16 protein-coding genes are annotated in these 17364 nt (G+C 73.8%); 6 read left to right on the forward strand and 10 right to left on the reverse strand.

Annotated features, from left to right (window positions below; all coding sequences use genetic code 11):
• Positions 1–56: 56 nt before the first annotated feature.
• Both ACGFSH_RS09065 and ACGFSH_RS09070 read right to left on the reverse strand, forming a co-directional pair.
• Positions 57–1586: an aldehyde dehydrogenase family protein gene (locus tag ACGFSH_RS09065; protein ID WP_393346447.1), complete on the reverse strand. Its 1530-nt coding sequence runs from the start codon at positions 1584–1586 to the stop codon at positions 57–59.
• 214 nt (positions 1587–1800) lie between these two features.
• Positions 1801–2754, reverse strand: coding sequence for a LysR family transcriptional regulator (locus ACGFSH_RS09070; protein WP_393346449.1), 954 nt, complete (start codon positions 2752–2754; stop codon positions 1801–1803).
• A 92-nt stretch (positions 2755–2846) separates the two neighbouring features.
• On the opposite strand from ACGFSH_RS09070, the gene ACGFSH_RS09075 reads away from it, so the two are divergent.
• Genes ACGFSH_RS09075 through ACGFSH_RS09085 form a run of 3 tightly spaced genes read left to right on the forward strand, consistent with a single transcriptional unit; the run spans position 2847 to position 5307 of the window.
• A complete protein-coding gene (locus ACGFSH_RS09075) occupies positions 2847–4235 on the forward strand; it encodes an MFS transporter (RefSeq protein WP_393346451.1) in 1389 nt (462 codons plus the stop codon).
• Positions 4236–4285: 50 nt separating this feature from the next.
• On the forward strand, positions 4286–5128 hold the full coding sequence (locus ACGFSH_RS09080) for a helix-turn-helix domain-containing protein (RefSeq protein WP_393346453.1): 843 nt from the start codon (positions 4286–4288) through the stop codon (positions 5126–5128).
• A 5-nt stretch (positions 5129–5133) separates the two neighbouring features.
• Positions 5134–5307, forward strand: a complete 174-nt coding sequence (locus tag ACGFSH_RS09085) for a DUF397 domain-containing protein (RefSeq protein WP_393346455.1) — start codon at positions 5134–5136, stop codon at positions 5305–5307.
• 62 nt (positions 5308–5369) lie between these two features.
• Here ACGFSH_RS09085 and ACGFSH_RS09090 read toward each other — a convergent pair whose 3' ends face one another.
• The 5 genes from ACGFSH_RS09090 to ACGFSH_RS09110 form a co-directional block, all read right to left on the reverse strand.
• Entirely contained in the window at positions 5370–6359 is a 990-nt protein-coding gene (locus ACGFSH_RS09090; protein WP_393346457.1) for a malate dehydrogenase, read from the reverse strand.
• A 391-nt stretch (positions 6360–6750) separates the two neighbouring features.
• Complete coding sequence (locus ACGFSH_RS09095) at positions 6751–7650, reverse strand: DUF2690 domain-containing protein (protein ID WP_393346459.1); 900 nt, start codon at positions 7648–7650, stop codon at positions 6751–6753.
• A gap of 128 nt (positions 7651–7778) precedes the next feature.
• On the reverse strand, positions 7779–8240 hold the full coding sequence (locus tag ACGFSH_RS09100; RefSeq protein WP_393346461.1) for a helix-turn-helix domain-containing protein: 462 nt from the start codon (positions 8238–8240) through the stop codon (positions 7779–7781).
• Between the two features lie 229 nt (positions 8241–8469).
• On the reverse strand, positions 8470–8934 hold the full coding sequence (locus tag ACGFSH_RS09105; protein WP_393346463.1) for a DUF3017 domain-containing protein: 465 nt from the start codon (positions 8932–8934) through the stop codon (positions 8470–8472).
• A 31-nt stretch (positions 8935–8965) separates the two neighbouring features.
• Entirely contained in the window at positions 8966–9820 is an 855-nt protein-coding gene (locus ACGFSH_RS09110) for a bifunctional methylenetetrahydrofolate dehydrogenase/methenyltetrahydrofolate cyclohydrolase (RefSeq protein ID WP_393346465.1), read from the reverse strand.
• Positions 9821–10100: 280 nt separating this feature from the next.
• Between ACGFSH_RS09110 and ACGFSH_RS09115 the strand changes: the two genes are divergently transcribed.
• Positions 10101–10703, forward strand: coding sequence for a hypothetical protein (locus tag ACGFSH_RS09115; RefSeq protein ID WP_393346467.1), 603 nt, complete (start codon positions 10101–10103; stop codon positions 10701–10703).
• Positions 10704–10857: 154 nt separating this feature from the next.
• Here the strand turns inward: ACGFSH_RS09115 and purH are convergent, their stop codons facing one another.
• The gene (purH, locus tag ACGFSH_RS09120; RefSeq protein ID WP_393346469.1) at positions 10858–12438 is read right to left on the reverse strand and encodes a bifunctional phosphoribosylaminoimidazolecarboxamide formyltransferase/IMP cyclohydrolase; all 1581 of its coding nucleotides are present in this window, start codon (positions 12436–12438) and stop codon (positions 10858–10860) included.
• The gene (purN, locus tag ACGFSH_RS09125; protein WP_329412863.1) at positions 12435–13064 is read right to left on the reverse strand and encodes a phosphoribosylglycinamide formyltransferase; all 630 of its coding nucleotides are present in this window, start codon (positions 13062–13064) and stop codon (positions 12435–12437) included. The genes purH and purN overlap by 4 nt, the downstream gene beginning before the upstream one ends.
• 311 nt (positions 13065–13375) lie before the next feature.
• Here purN and ACGFSH_RS09130 point away from each other — a divergent pair, with 311 nt between their 5' ends.
• Complete coding sequence (locus ACGFSH_RS09130) at positions 13376–14131, forward strand: hypothetical protein (RefSeq protein ID WP_393346471.1); 756 nt, start codon at positions 13376–13378, stop codon at positions 14129–14131.
• A gap of 109 nt (positions 14132–14240) precedes the next feature.
• Here ACGFSH_RS09130 and ACGFSH_RS09135 read toward each other — a convergent pair whose 3' ends face one another.
• Complete coding sequence (locus ACGFSH_RS09135) at positions 14241–16163, reverse strand: DUF6350 family protein (RefSeq protein ID WP_393346473.1); 1923 nt, start codon at positions 16161–16163, stop codon at positions 14241–14243.
• Positions 16164–16373: 210 nt separating this feature from the next.
• Between ACGFSH_RS09135 and ACGFSH_RS09140 the strand changes: the two genes are divergently transcribed.
• Positions 16374–17342, forward strand: a complete 969-nt coding sequence (locus ACGFSH_RS09140; protein ID WP_393346475.1) for an RNA polymerase subunit sigma-70 — start codon at positions 16374–16376, stop codon at positions 17340–17342.
• Positions 17343–17364 lie beyond the last annotated feature (22 nt).

Consider the following 17364-nt stretch of genomic DNA (forward strand, 5'->3'; position numbering starts at 1 on the left):
CGAAGTCTGTTCGGTGCGAGGGGGGCGGGGTGAGCGGGGTGTCAGGGGCGCGGCGGTCAGCCGGCGAACCAGCGGACGGGCCGCGGCGCGAGGTTCTGGTAGACGTGCTTGCTCTCGCGGTACTCGGCGAGCCCGGCGGGCCCGAGTTCGCGGCCCACGCCGCTCTTTCCGAAGCCGCCCCACTCCGCCTGCGGAAGGTAGGGGTGGAAGTCGTTGATCCAGACGGTGCCGTGGCGCAGCCGGCCGGCGACCCGGCGGGCGCGGCCGGCGTCGGCGGTCCACACCCCGCCCGCGAGGCCGTACTCGGTGTCGTTGGCGAGGGCCACGGCCTCGTCCTCGGTGCGGAAGGTCTCGACGGTGAGGACCGGCCCGAAGACCTCCTCCCGCACGACGCGCATCTCGCGGTGGCAGCGGTCGAGGACGGTGGGCTCGTAGAAGTAGCCGCCCTCCGGGCGCTCCGGCGCGGGGTCGGGGCGGCGGCCGCCGGTGCGCAGCACGGCGCCCTCGGCGAGCGCGGAGGCCACGTACTCCTCGGTCTTGGCGCGCTGCTGCTCGGAGACGAGCGGGCCGCACTCGACGCCGTCCTCGGTGCCGCGTCCGAGGCGGATCCTCGCGGCGCGGCGGGCGAGTTCGTCGACGAAGCGGTCGCGGACGGACTCCTCGACGATGAGCCGCGAGCCCGCCGAGCAGACCTGGCCGCTGTGGATGAAGGCCGCGTTGAGGGCCTGGTCGACGGCGGTGTCGAAGCCCTCGGGGGTGGCGCAGGCGTCGGCGAAGACCACGTTGGGGTTCTTGCCGCCGAGTTCGAGGGCGACCTTCTTGACGGTCGGGGCGGCCGCCTGCGCGACCTTGACGCCGCTGACCAGTCCGCCCGTGAAGGACACCAGGTCGACGTCGGGGTGTTCGGCGAACCGGGCGCCGACGGTGTGCCCGGGACCGGTCACGATGTTGGCGACGCCGGCGGGCAGTCCCGCCTCGGCGAGCAGGCCGATGAGGGCGATCGTGGTCAGCGGCGTGATCTCGCTCGGCTTGACGACGAACGTGTTGCCCGCGGCGAGTGCGGGCGCGATCTTCCAGCTCGCCTGGAGGAGCGGGTAGTTCCAGGGGGTGATCAGCGCGCACACGCCGACGGGCTCGTGGACGACGACGCTGTGGACGTCGGGCGAGCCCGCGTCCACGACCCGGCCCGGCGCCTCGGCGGCGACGAGGCCCGCGAAGTAGCGGAAGGCGTCGGCGACGCAGTCGATGTCCACCCGGCCCTCTTCGAGGGTCTTGCCCGCGTCACGGCTCTCCAGCAAACCGAGCCGTTCGCGGTCGCGTATGAGGAGGTCGGCGACGCGGCGCAGCAGTGCGGCGCGCTCGACGGCCGGGGTGCGCGGCCAGTCGCCCTCGTCGAAGGCGGCGCGGGCGGCCGCGATCGCCAGGTCGGCGTCCTTCTCGTCGCCCTCGGCGACCACCGCGAAGGGGCGGCCCTCCGCTGGGTCGAGGATCTCCCGGGTGGCTCCGGAGGCGGCGGTCAGCCACTCGCCGCCCGCGTGAATCGTCCGGCACTCCCGCTGTTCCGTCTGTTCCGTCGTGTCGGCCATGATCGGTGTTGCCTTCCGTTCCTGTTCAGTCCCCCTGTGTCACCCGTGGGTCGCTGTCGGGGACCGCGTCCGCATGCCCCGAACCTTGCATTGCATGCGCAATCCCCGACCTGAAGTGCGCTGAGTCACTGCCGGAACGGACAAAAGCTTTCAATTCGGGTGCGATGGTGACGGTTCGCTCACCATACGGACACACGGCCCCCACCTCGGGCGCTCACTCCGCGTTCCCGCCGGCCGCCATCACGTCCCGCACCGCGTCCCGCAGCCACGCGTGCGCGGGGTCGGCGTCGTGCCGGGGATGCCAGGCCATGCCCAGCCGCAGCGGCGGCAGATCCAGCGGTACCTCGAAGGACGCCAGCCCGAGACTGCGCGCCAGCGGCAGCCCCCAGGCCGTGTTGAGACCCACCAGATCGGTGTCGCGGATGACGAAGAGCGACGACGGCAGCGAGCCGACCGCGCCCACCACCCGCCGCTCCAGACCCCGTTCGGCAAGCGCCGCGTCCACCGGCCCGTGCAGCCTGCCGCGCCGCGAGACGATGAGGTGGTCCGCCTCCCGGGCATACCGCTCGGGCGTCAACTCGCCCTCCAGCAACGGGTGACCGGCGCGGGCCACGCCCATCATCCGGTCCTCGCAGAGCTGCTCGCGGTGCACCTCGGGGGCCACCGTGTCGATGACGCCCACCTCCAGGTCGGCGGTGCCCTCGCGCAGGAACGGCGCGTCGACGTGGCTCTCGCTCAGGAACCGGACGCGGATGCCGGGGGCCTCGGCGGCCGCACGGGCGTACAGGGCCGGACCGTGGGCCGCCGCGATGGCGTCGTGGCCGAGGATCGTGAGCGTACGGGTCACCGTCCTGACGTCGGTCCCCTCGGCCGGCGCGAACAGGGCGCGGGCCCGCTCCACCACGGCGCTCACCTCCGCCCGCACCGCGAGGGCGCGCGGCGTCGGCACCATCCGCCGGCCCGCCCGCACCAGGACCGGATCGCCCAGCGCTCTGCGGACCCGGCCGAGCGTGCGGCTCATCGCCGGCTCGGACAGGTGCAGCCGACGGGCCGCGCCCCGCACGCTCTCCTCCTCCAGCAGGACGTCCAGCGCCACCAGCAGATTCAGATCGAGCCCCGCGGACCCGGCGGGCCCGGCGGAGGTCCCCGGTGATTGCGTCACGCGCATTCACTCCTTGCAAAGGTTGCACTGGAAAGCAGGTCGGGGCCGAGCCTACGGTGAACGGGCATCCCACTCCGACGAGCTCCCCGGGAGGAGCCGTGCCCTCGCACGCCCTGAAACGGTCCACCCTCCTCGCCATGTGCGCCTGCGTGCTGGTCGCGCAGAGCATGGTCGCCGCGATCAATCTCCTCATCCCGCAACTGAGCGCCTCCTCGCTGCATCCCTCGCACACCGAGATCCTGTGGACCGTCGACGCCTACGTCATCGTCTTCGCGGGCCTGCTCATCCCCGCCGGCGCCGCCGGCGACCGCTACGGCCGCAAGGGCGCCCTCCTCGCCGGCCTCGGCCTCTTCGCCCTCGGAGCCGCCACCAGCGCCTTCGCCCCCGACCCGGCCGTGCTCATCGCGGGACGCGGCATCTCCGGAGCGGGCGCCGCGCTGATCACCCCTGCGACGATGTCGATCCTGGTCCACCTCGCCGGACCGCGCGGCCGGGCCGCAGCGATGGCGTCCTGGACCCTCTCCATGGGCCTCGGCGGCCTCGCGGGCAACCTGGGCGGCGGCCTGGCCGGTCAGTTCCTCACCTGGCGGGCCCTGTTCGCCGTCATGATCCCGCTGGCCGCGCTGCTGGCCCTCGCCGTCGCACTGGCCACCCCCCGCACCGAGCGCACCCCGCGCGACGGCCTCGACCCGCTGGGCACCCTGCTGCTCACGGCGGGACTGGCGGCCGTCCTCTTCGGCATCATCGGCGGCCCGGACCACGGCTGGACCTCACCGCGCGTCCTCGGCTCGTTCGCCGCGGGAGCCGCCCTGATCGCCGCGTTCACCCTGCGCTCCCTGCGCTCGCCCACCCCCCTCTTCGACCCGCGCGTCTTCCGCTCCCCCGGCCTGCGAGCCACGAGCCTCGGCCTCATGACCGGCTTCTTCGGCCTGTTCGCGCTGTTCTTCGTCAACTCCCAGTACCTCCAGGAGGTCAAGGGCTACGGACCCGCCGTCGCCGGCGTCGCCATCGTCCCGCTGATCGTCGGCATGGCCCTGGTCCCCAAGCTGGCCGCCCGCTGGTCGGACCGCCCCCGCCCCGTCATCGGCACCGGCCTCGCCCTGATCGGCCTCGGCCTGCTCGGCGCGTCCACGGCGGACTCCGGCACTCCATACGCGGTGTACGCGGGCTGGCTGCTGGTCATCTCCGCCGGGACCGGCCTGTCGATGCCCGCGCTGACCCTGGGCGTCGTCACCTCCCTCCCGCCCCACCAGGCGGGCCTCGGCTCCGGACTCGGCACCTCGGCCCGCGAGGTCGGCGCGGCCCTCGGCGTCGCTGTCGCCGGAACGGTCCTCGCCGGACACACCGGCTTCGCCGCCGGCATGGGCCCGGCCCTGCGCACGGTCGGCGTGGCCGTGCTGGCCGCGACGGCCCTGGTCGTGACCGGCCTCGGCGCGCCGGCCCGTCGGCGAAGCTTCGACAACGGCCTCAATCCCACCGAGAGTTGAATTACTCTTCGTGTCCGGATCGCCACGCCGAGCCACCCGAAGGGGACGCCATGCCCGCGAGACGAGTCGTCACGGGACGAAGCCAGCAGCCGCGCAAACGCTTCGCGGAAGAACTCCGCCTGCTGCGCAACGCCCGCGGCGAAAGCCTCCGGGAGCTCTCCGAGCGGCTGGGGTGGGACGCGTCGACCCTCGGCAAGATGGAGAGCGGGGCCAACCTCGGCAGCCCCGAGGTGGTCGAGGCCCTCGACACGCACTACGGGACACCGGGACTGCTACTGGCACTGTGGGAAGTGGCCATGGGGGACAACAGTCAGTTCCGTGAGCAGTACCGGCGATACATGGACCTGGAGGCGGAGGCGCTGAGCCTGTGGCACTACGCCGTGTCCGCGCCGCCGGGACTGCTCCAGACTCCGGCCTACGCACGCGAAGCGCTCACCGCCGGCGGGCTGTTGGGGGACGAACTGGATCAGCAGGTCGAAGCGCGCATGGGCCGACGGAAGTTGTTGGACGGCAAAGGGGCGCCGAAGTTCCGCGCCATCCTCTCGGAGGCGGTTCTGCGCACACAGCTCCGTGACCCGCACTCGCGGCGAGAGCAACTGGAGCACCTGGCAGAGGTATCCGAGCGTCCTGGAATCACCCTGCACGTCCTGCCGTTCAGCGCGGGGCCGCACCCCCTGATGAACACCTCGATGATGTTCCTTCGTCTCCCCGACGCCCGTACCGTTGCCTACACGGAGAACGACGTGCGAGGCGAGCTGATCGAGGAAATCGGCTCGGTCGAGGTGCTGCAACATGCGTACGATTCGGTGCGCGACCTGGCTCTTTCCCCGGCCGAGTCACAGAAGTTCATCACGCAGATGTTGGAGGAAGTGCCGTGCGAGCCGTCGACCTGAGTCAAATGACGTGGCGCAAGTCCAGCTACAGCAATACCACCGGCGGTGAGTGCCTCGAAGTCGCCGAAGGCAATCCCGCCCTCGTCCCCGTGCGCGACAGCAAGGCCCCCGAGCGCGGGGCCCTCGTGTTCGAACTCGGCGCGTGGACACGCTTCGTGGGCGCGCTCAAGCGCAGCTGACCGGCGCTCAACGCGACGATCCCCGGACGGTCGTACCGTCCGGGGATCGCGTGCGTTCGGGCTCAGATCAGGCCGAGGGCGCGAACCGCCTCGCGCTCCTCCGAGAGCTCCTGCACCGACGCGTCGATGCGGGCGCGGGAGAACTCGTTGACGTCCAGGCCCTGGACGATCTCGTACTTGCCGTCCTTGGTGGTGACCGGGAAGGAGGAGATCAGGCCCTCCGGGACGCCGTAGGAGCCGTCGGACGGGATGCCCATGGAGGCCCAGTCGCCGTCGGCGGTGCCGTTGACCCACGTGTACACGTGGTCGATGGCCGCGTTGGCGGCGGAGGCGGCCGAGGACGCGCCGCGGGCCTCGATGATGGCCGCGCCGCGCTTGGCGACGGTCGGGATGAAGTCCTCGGACAGCCACTTCTCGTCGTTGACGACCTCGGCGGCGTTCTTGCCGGCGATCGTGGCGTGGAAGATGTCCGGGTACTGGGTGGCCGAGTGGTTGCCCCAGATGGTCAGGCGCTTGATGTCGGCGACCGTCGAGCCCGTCTTCTTCGCGAGCTGGGTCAGCGCGCGGTTGTGGTCGAGGCGGGTCATCGCGGTGAAGCGCTCGGCCGGTACGTCCGGGGCGGCGGCCTGGGCGATCAGGGCGTTGGTGTTGGCCGGGTTGCCGACGACGAGGACCTTGATGTCGTCTGCGGCGTGGTCGTTGATGGCCTTGCCCTGCGGCTTGAAGATGCCGCCGTTGGCCTCCAGGAGGTCGCCGCGCTCCATGCCCTTGGTGCGGGGGCGGGCGCCGACGAGGAGCGCCACGTTCGCGCCGTCGAAGGCCACGTTCGGGTCGTCCGTGATGTCGATGCCCTGAAGCAGCGGGAAGGCGCAGTCGTCCAGCTCCATGGCGGTGCCCTCGGCGGCCTTGAGCGCCGGGGTGATCTCCAGCAGGCGCAGCTTGACCGGCACGTCCGCGCCGAGCAGCTGGCCGGAGGCGATGCGGAAGAGCAGGGCGTAACCGATCTGGCCGGCCGCGCCGGTGACGGTGACGTTCACGGGAGTGCGGGTCATGGCGTTCTCCGTATGACAGCTGTCGGTGGGGCGTCCCTGCCCCGGGTGGGACGTACAGATGATCGATCTCTTGGTATCAAGAGATCCAATCAGCGGTCAGGCTATCGCGCATCCGGGGTCCCGGGCGTCCGGGGTCGTGTGGCCCGTCCCACAGAGTGGACTTCCGCGTACGGGACACCCGGTTCTTCCAGCCACCGCCCCGCCGGACCCCGCTGCGAGCCCCGCCACGAAGAGCGGCGGCCGTCGGTCCGGGAGAGGAGAGACCGAGCGGCCGCCGTGGGGGGAACCGGGTCGCGCCGGGATCCCGTGGGGGTACGTCTCGCGTGCCCGCGAACGGCGAGGCCATGCCTGCGTGCGCCCGATTTCTCTCCGGGCTTGCAGCCGCCGCGGGTCAGGGCGTGCAGCCCTGCTGTCCGGAGGCCAGCACCGCGCACGCCGTGGCTTCGTCCGCGCTGTTCACGGCCACCATGGGCGTGTAGGCGATCGTGGCGCCGGGCCCCGAGACGTGCCCGGTGCGCAGCACGGAACCGGCGGTCACCGTCACCGTGTCGCCGGGCCCGGCCGGCGTGATCCGGCCCCACGCCGCCCCGCAGGCGCGGCTGTAGCGGACCTCGACGCGGGTCGCGCCGACCGTCGCGGTCGTCGCCGTCGCCGCGAGGCCGCCGCTGCACCCCGTCGTCTCCGCGTCCCGGCCGGTGCAGTCGGATCCGCCGCATCGCACCCCGGACGGCAGCACGCGGGGGGTGACGGCCGACGGCGAGGGCGACTCGACGACGCCCGGCGTCTGCGGGTCGCGGCCTCCGGTGAGGAAGAACGCGCCCGCCGCGACGCCCGCCGCCCCCACGACCGCGGCGAGGAGCAGCGTCGTCCGCCTCCGGCCCGCGCCCCCGGTCCGCGCCCCCGGCCCCGGCGTCCCGCCACCGGACGGGAGGGGCGCCGGCGGCGGCCCGAACCGGCCGGGCAGAGCGCGGGCGGGCAGCGTCCCGGCGGTCGCCGCCGCCCCGTGCGCGTGCCGGTTCTCCGCACCGCTCCACGCCCGCTCGGCCAGTTCCCACAGGGTGACCAGATGGACCACGGGCGTGCCGGTGACCTCGGCCAGCGCCACGACCGCGCCCTTGGGCGCCAGCAGCCGTCCGTGCAGATAGCGCTCCCAGGACGGCCTGCCGTAGCCGGTGCGGTCCGCCACCGCCGCGACGCTCAGCCCCGCCCGGTCCACGACCCGTCGCATCACTTCGACGAACTCCCGCACCTGGGGGTCGAGTTCGTCCGGCAGGGCTTTCCAGCGAGGCATCGGCCACCCTCTCGTGCGCTGAGTCCCATGGGTCGTGTCAGGACCCGCTGGGAGCGACGATTCGGGACACCCGCCCGAACTGTCAAAGCGGGCCCCACGACGGGGGCGCACCGGCGGGCCCGCACGCCTCAGCCGAAGGCGACCGCTCCCCCGACGGCCGTCGTCAGCAGGGCGAGCAGGATCAGCACCGCGTAGAGCAGGAGCCGTCCGGCGGGCCGGGGCGCGGGAGGCGGGGCGGGCTCCTCCTCCGGGCGGTCCCACCAGGGCAGCGTCGGATCCTCCTCGTACTCCGCGGCCGGGTTCGCCGGCGCCGGCCGCGGCCATGCCTCGACGGCCAGTTCCCAGCGCACGACGTGCCGTTCGGCCTCCGCCCCGGCCAGTCCCGCCACCCTGCACAGCGCGACGACGGCCTGCCGGGGCGGCGGCTGGACGCCGTTGAGATACCGCTGCCAGGACGACTTGCTGTACGCGGTGCGCGCGCCGAGCGCGGCCAGGCTGAGCCCCGTGCCGTCCTTGAGCCGCCGCGTCTGCTCCACGAAGTGCCGTACCTCCGACGGCAGCCCGTCCGGCAGCGGCTGCCAGGCGCCCATCCCGCCCACCTCCCCTTCGGTCCGTTGGGGGGACGACGGCGGGCGGCCGGGCGGTTCCCGCGCGCGGGCCGGCTGTGGCGGTTCGCGCACGCCGTAGCGGAACGGTCACTTCCGTGCCACAGCGTCCGGCGGGGCGTTGAACAGGACGTTCGCGGTGGGAGAGCGTGGAACGCGTCGGCGGCCCGTCCTCCTCGGGGGATGGGGACGGGCCGCCGACGTGCGCCCGCGGTCAGCCGCTGCTGACGGTGAAGTGCAGGGTGTCCTTGAGGACCGGGATCTGGAGCAGCGGGTGGGGCTGGGCCATCAGCGCCAGCAGGACGATCACGGTGCCGAGCACGCCGTAGGTCACGATGTCCGTGAACCGGGAGCGCACGGCGAGCATCCCGACGCCGGGCAGCAGCCAGCGCAGGACCGCGCCGGCGAGCAGCCCCACGCCGATCAGGATCGTGCCGACCCGGAACACGTCGAGCGCCGTCAGCAGCAGCCCGAGCGCCACGACGCCCAGCACCGCGATGATCGGCCACTGCCGGGCGGCCAGGGCGTCGCCCGGCGCGGCCCGGCCCGCGCCCTCGGGACGCGCGGTGTCCCGGGTGAACTTCGGGAAGCGGCGGGTGGTGCGGCGCGGCACGCCGTCCGCGTCCGGCGCGCTGATGGGGTCGCGGACCTCGATCTCGTCGGCGTCGTCGCCCGTCACGTTCCTGTCCCCGGCCTGTGCGGAGTCGCCGTCAGCCGACACTGCGCTCCGCCGCCTCCACCACGTTGACGAGCAGCTGGGCGCGGGTCATCGGGCCGACCCCGCCCGGGTTGGGGGAGATCCAGCCGGCCACCTCGCGCACGTCCGGGTGGACGTCGCCGACGATCCTGCCCTCGGCGTTGCGGGAGACGCCGACGTCCAGGACGGCCGCGCCCGGCTTGACGTCCTGCGCACGGATGAGGTGGGGGGATCCGGCGGCCGCGACGATGACGTCGGCCTGCCTCAGGTGCGCCGACAGGTCCCGGGTGCCGGTGTGGCACTGGGTCACCGTCGCGTTCTCGCTGCGGCGGGTCAGCAGCAGCGGCATCGACCGGCCGATGGTGACGCCCCGTCCGACGACCACGACCTCCGCCCCGTTGATCTCCACGCCGTGCCGGCGCAGCAGCGTCAGCACGCCGTTGGGGGTGCAGGGCAGCGGGCCGGGCTCGTTCAGGACCAGCCGGCCGAGGTTCATCGGGTGCAGGCCGTCGGCGTCCTTGTCCGGGTCCATCAGCTCCAGGACGCGGTTCTCGTCGATGCCCTTGGGCAGCGGGAGCTGCACGATGTAACCGGTGCAGGACGGGTCGTCGTTCAGCTCGCGGACGACCGCCTCGATCTCCTCCTGGGTGGCCGTGGCGGGCAGCTCGCGCTGGATGGAGGCGATGCCGACCTCCGCGCAGTCGCGGTGCTTCCCGGCGACGTACTTCTGGCTGCCGGGATCGGTGCCGACGAGGATCGTGCCGAGGCCGGGCGTGACGCCCCTCTCCTTCAGCGCCGCCACACGGGCGGTCAGATCGGACTTGATCTCGGCTGCGGTGGCCTTGCCATCGAGAATCTGGGCGGTCATGACACCATCCTCCCGGATGACGGCCCCCCGGTTCCAATCCGGGTGAACCCGTACGAGGCCGCGGCGCCCATCTGACGTGCGCGAACGTGATCGATGATGTTGCACTTGCACAACGCCTGCGGAATGCCGCCGAATGCGGCTGGACAACAAACCGGCCATTGCAGAACGATTGACCGCACAGTGCCGCGGGCAGTACCGGGGGGACGAACCGCATCTGTAGAACCTTCCTCCGAGCCAGGCCGCGTCCCCGCACTCGAGTGCACACGGAGGAAGGACCGCCATGAGTTTCGGCGACCCGAACAACCCCTACGGCCCGCCGCAGGGCCAGCCGCCCGGCTACCCGCCGCAGGGCCCGCCCCAGCAGCCCGGTTACGGCTACCCCACCGCTCCGCAGGGCCAGCCCGGTTACGGCTACCCGCAGGCCCCGCCGGTCCCGCAGGGGTACGGCTACGGCGTCCCGCAGGAGATGCCCGGCCTGGTCAAGACCGCCCGGGTGCTGCTGTTCATCCTCGCCGGTTTCCAGTTCCTGGCCGGCATCGTCATCGGCATCGCGGCCGGCGCCGCGCAGGACGCGTCCAACGCCTTCGGCTCCGGCGACGACAGCAGCATGGCCACCGGTCTCATCATCGCGATCGCGCTGCTGATGCTGCTCCTGGGCAGCCTGTCGATCTTCCTGGGCGTCAAGTTCAAGTCCGGCGGCGGCGGCATCCGCGTCACCACGATCGTCTACGCGTCACTGATGATCCTGGGCTCCCTCGCCAACATCGTGAACGGCGCGGGCGGTTCGGGCACCTTCGGCGGCGTCATCTCGCTCGCCTTCGGCGGCATCATCCTCGCCGCGATGATCAGCGGCGGCGCCTGGTTCAACCGTCCGAGGTACTGATCCGCGCCGGCTCGTCGACCTCGGCGCCGGCCGGCGCCCCCGGTGACCGCCGGCGCGTGGCCCGGCCGGCCGGTCCGACCCGGTCCCCGCACGGCGAAGGCGGGCGGTCCGGTGTCGTCACCGGGCCGCCCGCCTTCGCCGTCACCGGCGGGGATCAGTGGAAGAAGTGCCGCGTCCCCGTGAAGTACATCGTCACGCCGGCCTTCTTCGCGGCCTCGACGACCAGTTCGTCGCGGACCGAGCCGCCGGGCTGCACCACGGCCCTGACGCCGGCCTCGACGAGGACCTCCAGACCGTCCGGGAAGGGGAAGAAGGCGTCGGACGCCGCGTACGCGCCGCGCGCCCGCTCCTCGCCGGCCCGCTCGACGGCCAGCTTCGCCGAGTCGACCCGGTTGACCTGGCCCATGCCGACGCCGACCGACGCGCCGTCCTTGGCGAGCAGGATGGCGTTGGACTTCACGGCCCGGCACGCCTTCCAGGCGAACGCGAGGTCGGCAAGTTCCGCCGGGGAGAGCGCCTCGCCGGTCGCCAGCGTCCAGTTGGCCGGGTCGTCGCCCTCGGCCTGGAGGCGGTCGGCGACCTGGAGCAGCGCGCCGCCGTCGATCGGCTTGACGTCGACGGGGTGGGCGGGGCCGTCGGGGCAGCGCAGCACCCGGACGTTCTTCTTCTTGGTGAGGGCCTCCAGCGCGCCGTCCTCGTAGTCGGGCGCGACGATGACCTCGGTGAAGATCTCCGCGACCTGCTCGGCCATCTCCTTGCTGACCGGACGGTTCACGGCGATCACACCCCCGAACGCGGACAGCGGGTCGCAGGCGTGCGCCTTGCGGTGCGCCTCGGCGACGTCCGCGCCGACCGCGATGCCGCACGGGTTGGCGTGCTTGATGATCGCGACGGCGGGCTCGTCGTGGTCGTACGCGGCACGGCGCGCGGCGTCCGTGTCCGTGTAGTTGTTGAACGACATCTCCTTGCCGTGCAGCTGCTCGGCCGCCGCCAGCCCGCCGGTGCCCGCCGTGTAGAGGGCCGCGGGCTGGTGCGGGTTCTCGCCGTAGCGCAGGGTGTGCGCGCGCTCCAGGCTGGTGGCGAGGAAGCCCGGGAACGGGGAGTCGTCGGCGGGCGCGTACGCGGACGCGAACCAGGAGGAGACGGCGATGTCGTACTCGGCGGTGTGCCGGAACGCCTCGGCGGCCAGCCGCTTGCGCGCGGCGAGGTCGAAGCCGCCGCCCTGCACGGCCGCCAGGACGTCCGCGTACCGCGCCGGGCTGGTGACCACGGCGACCGACGGGTGGTTCTTGGCGGCGGCGCGGACCATGGAGGGACCGCCGATGTCGATCTGCTCCACGCACTCGTCGGGGCTCGCGCCGGACGCGACGGTCTCGCGGAACGGGTAGAGGTTGACGACGACGAGGTCGAACGGCGCCACGCCCAGCTCGTCCAGCTGCCGCCGGTGGTCCTCCAGGCGCAGGTCGGCGAGGATGCCGGCGTGGACCTTGGGGTGCAGGGTCTTGACCCGGCCGTCCAGGCACTCGGGGAAGCCGGTCAGCTCCTCGACCTTGGTGACGGGAACGCCGGCGGCGGCGATGCGGGAGGCGGTGGACCCGGTGGAGACGAGCTCGACGCCGGCCTCGTGCAGCCCGCGCGCGAGCTCCTCCAGACCGGTCTTGTCGTAGACGCTGACGAGCGCGCGACGGATGCCCCGCTTGTCGCTCTGGGCCGTGACAGTGCTCTCGGCGGTCACTGGATAACTACCTTTCGTCCCTCAATGCGATGGCCGTTGCGGGCGAGCCGCCCCACGACCTCGACGAGCAGCCTTCGCTCGACTTCCTTGATGCGCTCGTGCAGAGCGCTCTCGTCGTCCTCGTCCCGGACCTCGACCACGCCCTGGGCGATGATCGGTCCGGTGTCGACGCCGTCGTCGACGAAGTGGACGGTGCAGCCGGTGACCTTCACGCCGTACGCGAGCGCGTCGCGCACACCGTGGGCTCCCGGGAAACTGGGGAGAAGAGCGGGGTGGGTGTTGACGAACCGCCCGCCGTACCGCGCGAGGAACTCCTTCCCCACGACCTTCATGAATCCGGCGGACACCACCAGGTCCGGCTCGTGGGCGGCCACGGCCTCCGCGAGCGCGGCGTCCCACTCCTCACGGCTCCCGAAGTCCTTGACCCGGCAGACGAAGGTGGGGATGCCGGCCCGCTCGGCCCGGGCGAGACCCTCGACGCCCCCGCGGTCGGCTCCGACGGCCACGACCTGCGCGCCGTAGGCGTCGACGCCCGCGGTGGCGACGGCGTCGAGGAGCGCCTGGAGATTCGTACCGGATCCGGAGACCAGCACGACGAGGCGCTTGGCCACGGGCTTGGCGGCCACGGTGAGGCCCTTTCTCGGGGAAGCACGTACAAGGCGGTGGGCGTACGCGGACTTCACGCGGGCTTGTACTTTCGTACGAATGCATCGCGCCCCCGGATACGGGGAAGCCTACGAAGCAGCCGACCGTCAGCAACGATACCGGCACACGGGACGGCCCCCGCGGGACGGGGGCGTGGCCGGAAGGTAGCGTCTGCGGGGAACGGGATGCGGGCGTGATCGGGAACGCGGGCGCGGTGCGGCGCGTTCCCGGAGTGACAGCCACATCCGTTCAGGCCAGACAGCCGAATCACCTAGGGGAAGACGCTCACTTGATGCCGGACCGCAGTCTGCGACTGCTCACGCTCCCCCCGCAGTCACCGCAGGGAGGGGAGCGCGGCGTCGTGCTGCTGCGAGAGCGCCCCGCCTCTCCCGCCGACGCCCCGTCGGACGAGAACAAGCCGCCCGAGGACGACAACCCCTTCGCGCCGCCGCCGGAGGGCGCACCCGACCGCCCGTGGCAGCCCCGCCGCCCGGCGGGCGGCGAGCCCGACGAAGGGCGCTCCCCATGGGGCGGCCAGTGGAGCGACCGGCAGCCGGGACGCTCCCCCGGCGGCTTCGGCGAGCGCCCCGGCGGCAACCCCGAGAACGGCGGCCCGAGCGGCCCCGGCGGCGATCCCGGCAAGCGCTGGGACCCGACGGACCCGGCCCAGCGCCACGCGCGCTACGCCCTCCTGAGCGGCATGTGGGCCTTCTTCTTCGTCCTCTTCGGCTGGCCCTACGTGGCCCTGCTGCTCGGCGCGCTCGCCCTGAACTGGGGCATCAGCGCCCTGCGCGCCAAGCCCCGCACCCCGGACCCGGACGCCCCGCCCGCCCCCGAGTCGAGCGGCCGCCCCCAGCGCACCGCCGCCATCAGCGGCCTGGTCACCGCCTCCCTTGCCCTGGCCATGGTCGCCGCCAGCTTCACCGCGCACCTGGTCTACAACGACTACTACACCTGCACCAGCGACGCCCTCACCAACGAGGCGAAGCAGTCCTGCGACGACCTCCTCCCCAAGCAGCTCAGAGACATCCTGGGCGCGAACGCCTGACGCGCCGGGCGCGCGAAGGCAGTCGCGCGAAGGCAGCGGGGCGAAGGCAGTGGGGCGCGGGGCGACCGCGGGACGGGACGGCGTGTGCGGCGGGCGGGAGTCCGCGGAGTCATCGCCGCGCCTGCGTACCGTCCTCGCCGCCCGCGCCGTCCTCCCCCGCCTCCCGCAACGCGGCCCACCGGGCCTCCCTGGCCCTCTCCCACTCCTCCGGCTCGCCGGTCTGCGACGCGGCGGTCTCCCACCCGACGGAGCCGGCGGGGGCGGTGAGCGCGACGGGGACGGTGGGCGCGGCCGGGGGGACGGGCCCAGCGGGCTCGACAGGCTCGACGGGTGCTGTGGCCTCGGCGTACGGGACGGGAGCGGCAGGTGCGGCGGGCCCGGTGAACGGCAGCGGCCCGGCGGACGCGTTCGGCCCGGTGAACGGCAGCGGGCCCGCAACGGACGCGTCCGGCCCCGGGAACGGGAAGGAGACGGCGGGCGGAAGCGGCTCGGCGTCCGCGAACGCGGTGCCGAGCCCGCCCCTCTCGACCGCGCCGTAGGGCGGAGTGGCCTCGACGACCTCCCCGTGCGCCCCCGTCACCTGGACACCGCCCGCCTCTGCCGCCGAGACGTCGTACAGCCCCGCGGCCTCCGACGCCGCCGGACTCCCCGAGTTCCACCGGTCCCGCCAAGCTCCCCGCCCGGCCGGCACACCCTGCCCGCCCGGCTCCCCCGCGGACGCCCTCCGCCGACGCCGGCCGCGCCACCCGCGCACGCACAGGGCCACCGGCACGCCCACCCCCACGATCCACAGCACCACCGCACCCGCGACCTGCCACCACACCGGCCCGAACCGGGCGAGCGCGGCGACCCCGAGGGGCCCGCCGGCCATCCCCGCCAGCGCGCCCATCAGCACCCCGCACCCGGTCCCCGCCAGCACGACGACCCCGGCGGTCCTCCCCCGCGACCATCCGCCCGCGCCCGCGGCCCGCGCCACGAAGACCCCCACCGTCACCGCGGCCGCGAGCGGCGTCACCCCCGTCGCCCAGTTCCAGGGCGTGCCGCCCCCCGCCTCCGGCACCGCCGCCAGCAGCGGGAACGGCGGCAGAAAGGGAGCGGGCGCGGAGGACAGGGGGGCCACCGCGTGCCCCACGCCGAGGGCGTACCCCGGCCCGAGGGCGTACGCGGCGGCCCACACCGCCGCGTTGGGCACCAGCGCCACGCACAGCAGCAGCACCGCGAACCGCCCCGACCAGCCCTCCGTCACCTGGAGGAACGCCGCGCGGGCCGAGCCCAGGTGCCACACCGAGGACACCGCCACCAGCAGGGCCCCGCCCCCGAGGAGCACCCCCGCACCGGCTCCGGCGGCCCGCCCGGCCGCGCCGAGCCGCTCGCGTCCGTCCGCCCCGAGGAACAGCCGTCGCAGGCCTCGGGGCAGCACGACCAGCACACTGTCCACCGGCTCGCGCGGGCGGCCGAGCGCCGACCACACCCCCGCGGCGGCGGCCGGCACGGCGACCGCCGGCACACAGAACGCCGTCCACCCCCATGAGGGCCGCAGGGCGCCGCCGGACGCCGCGTAGCAGGCGATGCCCGCGCCGACCGCGAGGTAGCCGGCCACCACGCCGGCCCACACCGCGCGGCCGCTCACCGGGACATCGTCGTCCGCGCCGCCGTCCTCGCCGTCGCCTCCGTCCACGGCGTCTCGTGCTGCGCGCCGCACCAGCCACACCGGCAGCGCGAGCAGCAGCAGCGGTGCGACGCCGACCGGGGCCGGAACGCCGGAGAGGGTGTCCACCCGGACGAGTTCCGCGCCGTGCGCCAGCAGCCAGAGCGCCGCGGCGACGTGCAGCGCGCCGCCGGGCCCGCTGTCGGGATAGGGGGAGCTGATCCACAGCACCATCACGAGCACGGCGAACGAACCGAGTCCGAGTCCGGCGGCGAGCACCCCGCCCAGCAGGCCCGCGGCCAGTCCGGGAGACCGGTCGCGCATCCGGGTGCGCAGGGGCGACAACGACAGTCGACGAGCGGTCATCTGCATCACGACGGCCATGCTCCCAACGACACGCGCTTTCCCGTCGTAACAGGCGAACCATCGCTGTGTCGCTCAATATGCGTTTATGTACTTTTTCGGGCGAAGGGGTATCTCGTGACGCGGCAGGCGGGAAGCGCTGGCACGGCGGGCCAGGTGACGGACACCCAGGAGGCCGCGCCTCGACCGCCGGTGACGGTACGTCTGGGCAACCGCCCGCAACCACCCAGCGTGAACCCGGAACCTGCGCGCGCCGACACGCACGCCCCCGCGCCTCCTTCCACACCCGCCGGCACGGACACCGACGCGGACGCGAGCACCGCCACCATCACGTCCGCCGACGCCGACGCCATCCCGTCCGCCCACGCGGGAGCCGAACCGGAGCCTCCCCCCGCCCGTGCCGCCTTGACGCCCGCTCAGGCCTTCGACGCGCTCTACGCGTTCTGCGCCCCCGCCCTCGTCCGGCAGGCCTATCTGCTCTGCGGCCGTCGCGAACTCGCGCGGGAATCGGTCGAGCGCGCGTTCCAGACCGCCTGGCAGCGCTGGCCCGAGGTGGCCGTGGACCGCGACCCGGCGGGCTGGGTGCGGGCCACGGCCTACGAGTACGCGCTCTCCCCCTGGCACCGGTTCCGCCCCCGCTACCGCCACCCCGAACCGCCTCCGGCCGACGCCTGCGACCGCGCCCTCCTCGACGTCCTCCTGTCCCTCCCCGCGCCGTGCCGCCGCACCCTTCTGCTCTACGACGGCGTCGGCCTCGACCTGCCCGAGACGGCCGCCGAGGCCGAGGCGAGCACACCTGCGACGGCGAACCGGCTGTTGCGCGCGCGGGAGGCGATCGCCGCGCGGCTGCCCGAACTGGCGGACCCCGTCCTGCTGCACCGGCGGCTCGCGGAGGCGGCGTCCGCCCAGCGGCTGCGCGCGGCCAGGGCGTCCACGGTGCGCACGGGCAGCGAGCAGCGGGCCCGCTTCTGGACGCGCGCGGCGATCGCGTTCACCGTCACGGTCATCGGCGCGACGGCCCTGACCCTGCGCACGGCCCCCACCCGGTACGAACCTCCGGTGCCGCCGGGCGCGACCGTGCGGGGCGTGCCTGCGCGGTCCGTGCCGGGCCCGCTCTCGGGCGCGGAACTGAAACTGCGGGCGAAGCTGCGCTCGACGACGGGCCACGGCCCGCAGCGGATGCTCCCCGAACCGAGATGAGCGCAGGCCCGGTCGGGGGCGG

It is taken from the genome of Streptomyces sp. NPDC048481 (genome assembly GCF_043200075.1).
Classification (GTDB): domain Bacteria; phylum Actinomycetota; class Actinomycetes; order Streptomycetales; family Streptomycetaceae; genus Streptomyces.

Bases quoted from the DNA above. Each gene is read 5' to 3' on its own strand.
- ACGFSH_RS09065 (WP_393346447.1), bottom strand. From the start codon at position 1,586: ATGGCCGACACGACGGAACAGACGGAACAGCGGGAGTGCCGGACGATT.
- ACGFSH_RS09070 (WP_393346449.1), bottom strand. From the start codon at position 2,754: ATGCGCGTGACGCAATCACCGGGGACCTCCGCCGGGCCCGCCGGGTCC.
- ACGFSH_RS09080 (WP_393346453.1), top strand. From the start codon at position 4,286: ATGCCCGCGAGACGAGTCGTCACGGGACGAAGCCAGCAGCCGCGCAAA.
- ACGFSH_RS09085 (WP_393346455.1), top strand. From the start codon at position 5,134: ATGACGTGGCGCAAGTCCAGCTACAGCAATACCACCGGCGGTGAGTGC.
- ACGFSH_RS09090 (WP_393346457.1), bottom strand. From the start codon at position 6,359: ATGACCCGCACTCCCGTGAACGTCACCGTCACCGGCGCGGCCGGCCAG.
- ACGFSH_RS09095 (WP_393346459.1), bottom strand. From the start codon at position 7,650: ATGCCTCGCTGGAAAGCCCTGCCGGACGAACTCGACCCCCAGGTGCGG.
- ACGFSH_RS09100 (WP_393346461.1), bottom strand. From the start codon at position 8,240: ATGGGCGCCTGGCAGCCGCTGCCGGACGGGCTGCCGTCGGAGGTACGG.
- ACGFSH_RS09110 (WP_393346465.1), bottom strand. From the start codon at position 9,820: ATGACCGCCCAGATTCTCGATGGCAAGGCCACCGCAGCCGAGATCAAG.
- ACGFSH_RS09115 (WP_393346467.1), top strand. From the start codon at position 10,101: ATGAGTTTCGGCGACCCGAACAACCCCTACGGCCCGCCGCAGGGCCAG.
- ACGFSH_RS09130 (WP_393346471.1), top strand. From the start codon at position 13,376: ATGCCGGACCGCAGTCTGCGACTGCTCACGCTCCCCCCGCAGTCACCG.
- ACGFSH_RS09135 (WP_393346473.1), bottom strand. From the start codon at position 16,163: ATGGCCGTCGTGATGCAGATGACCGCTCGTCGACTGTCGTTGTCGCCC.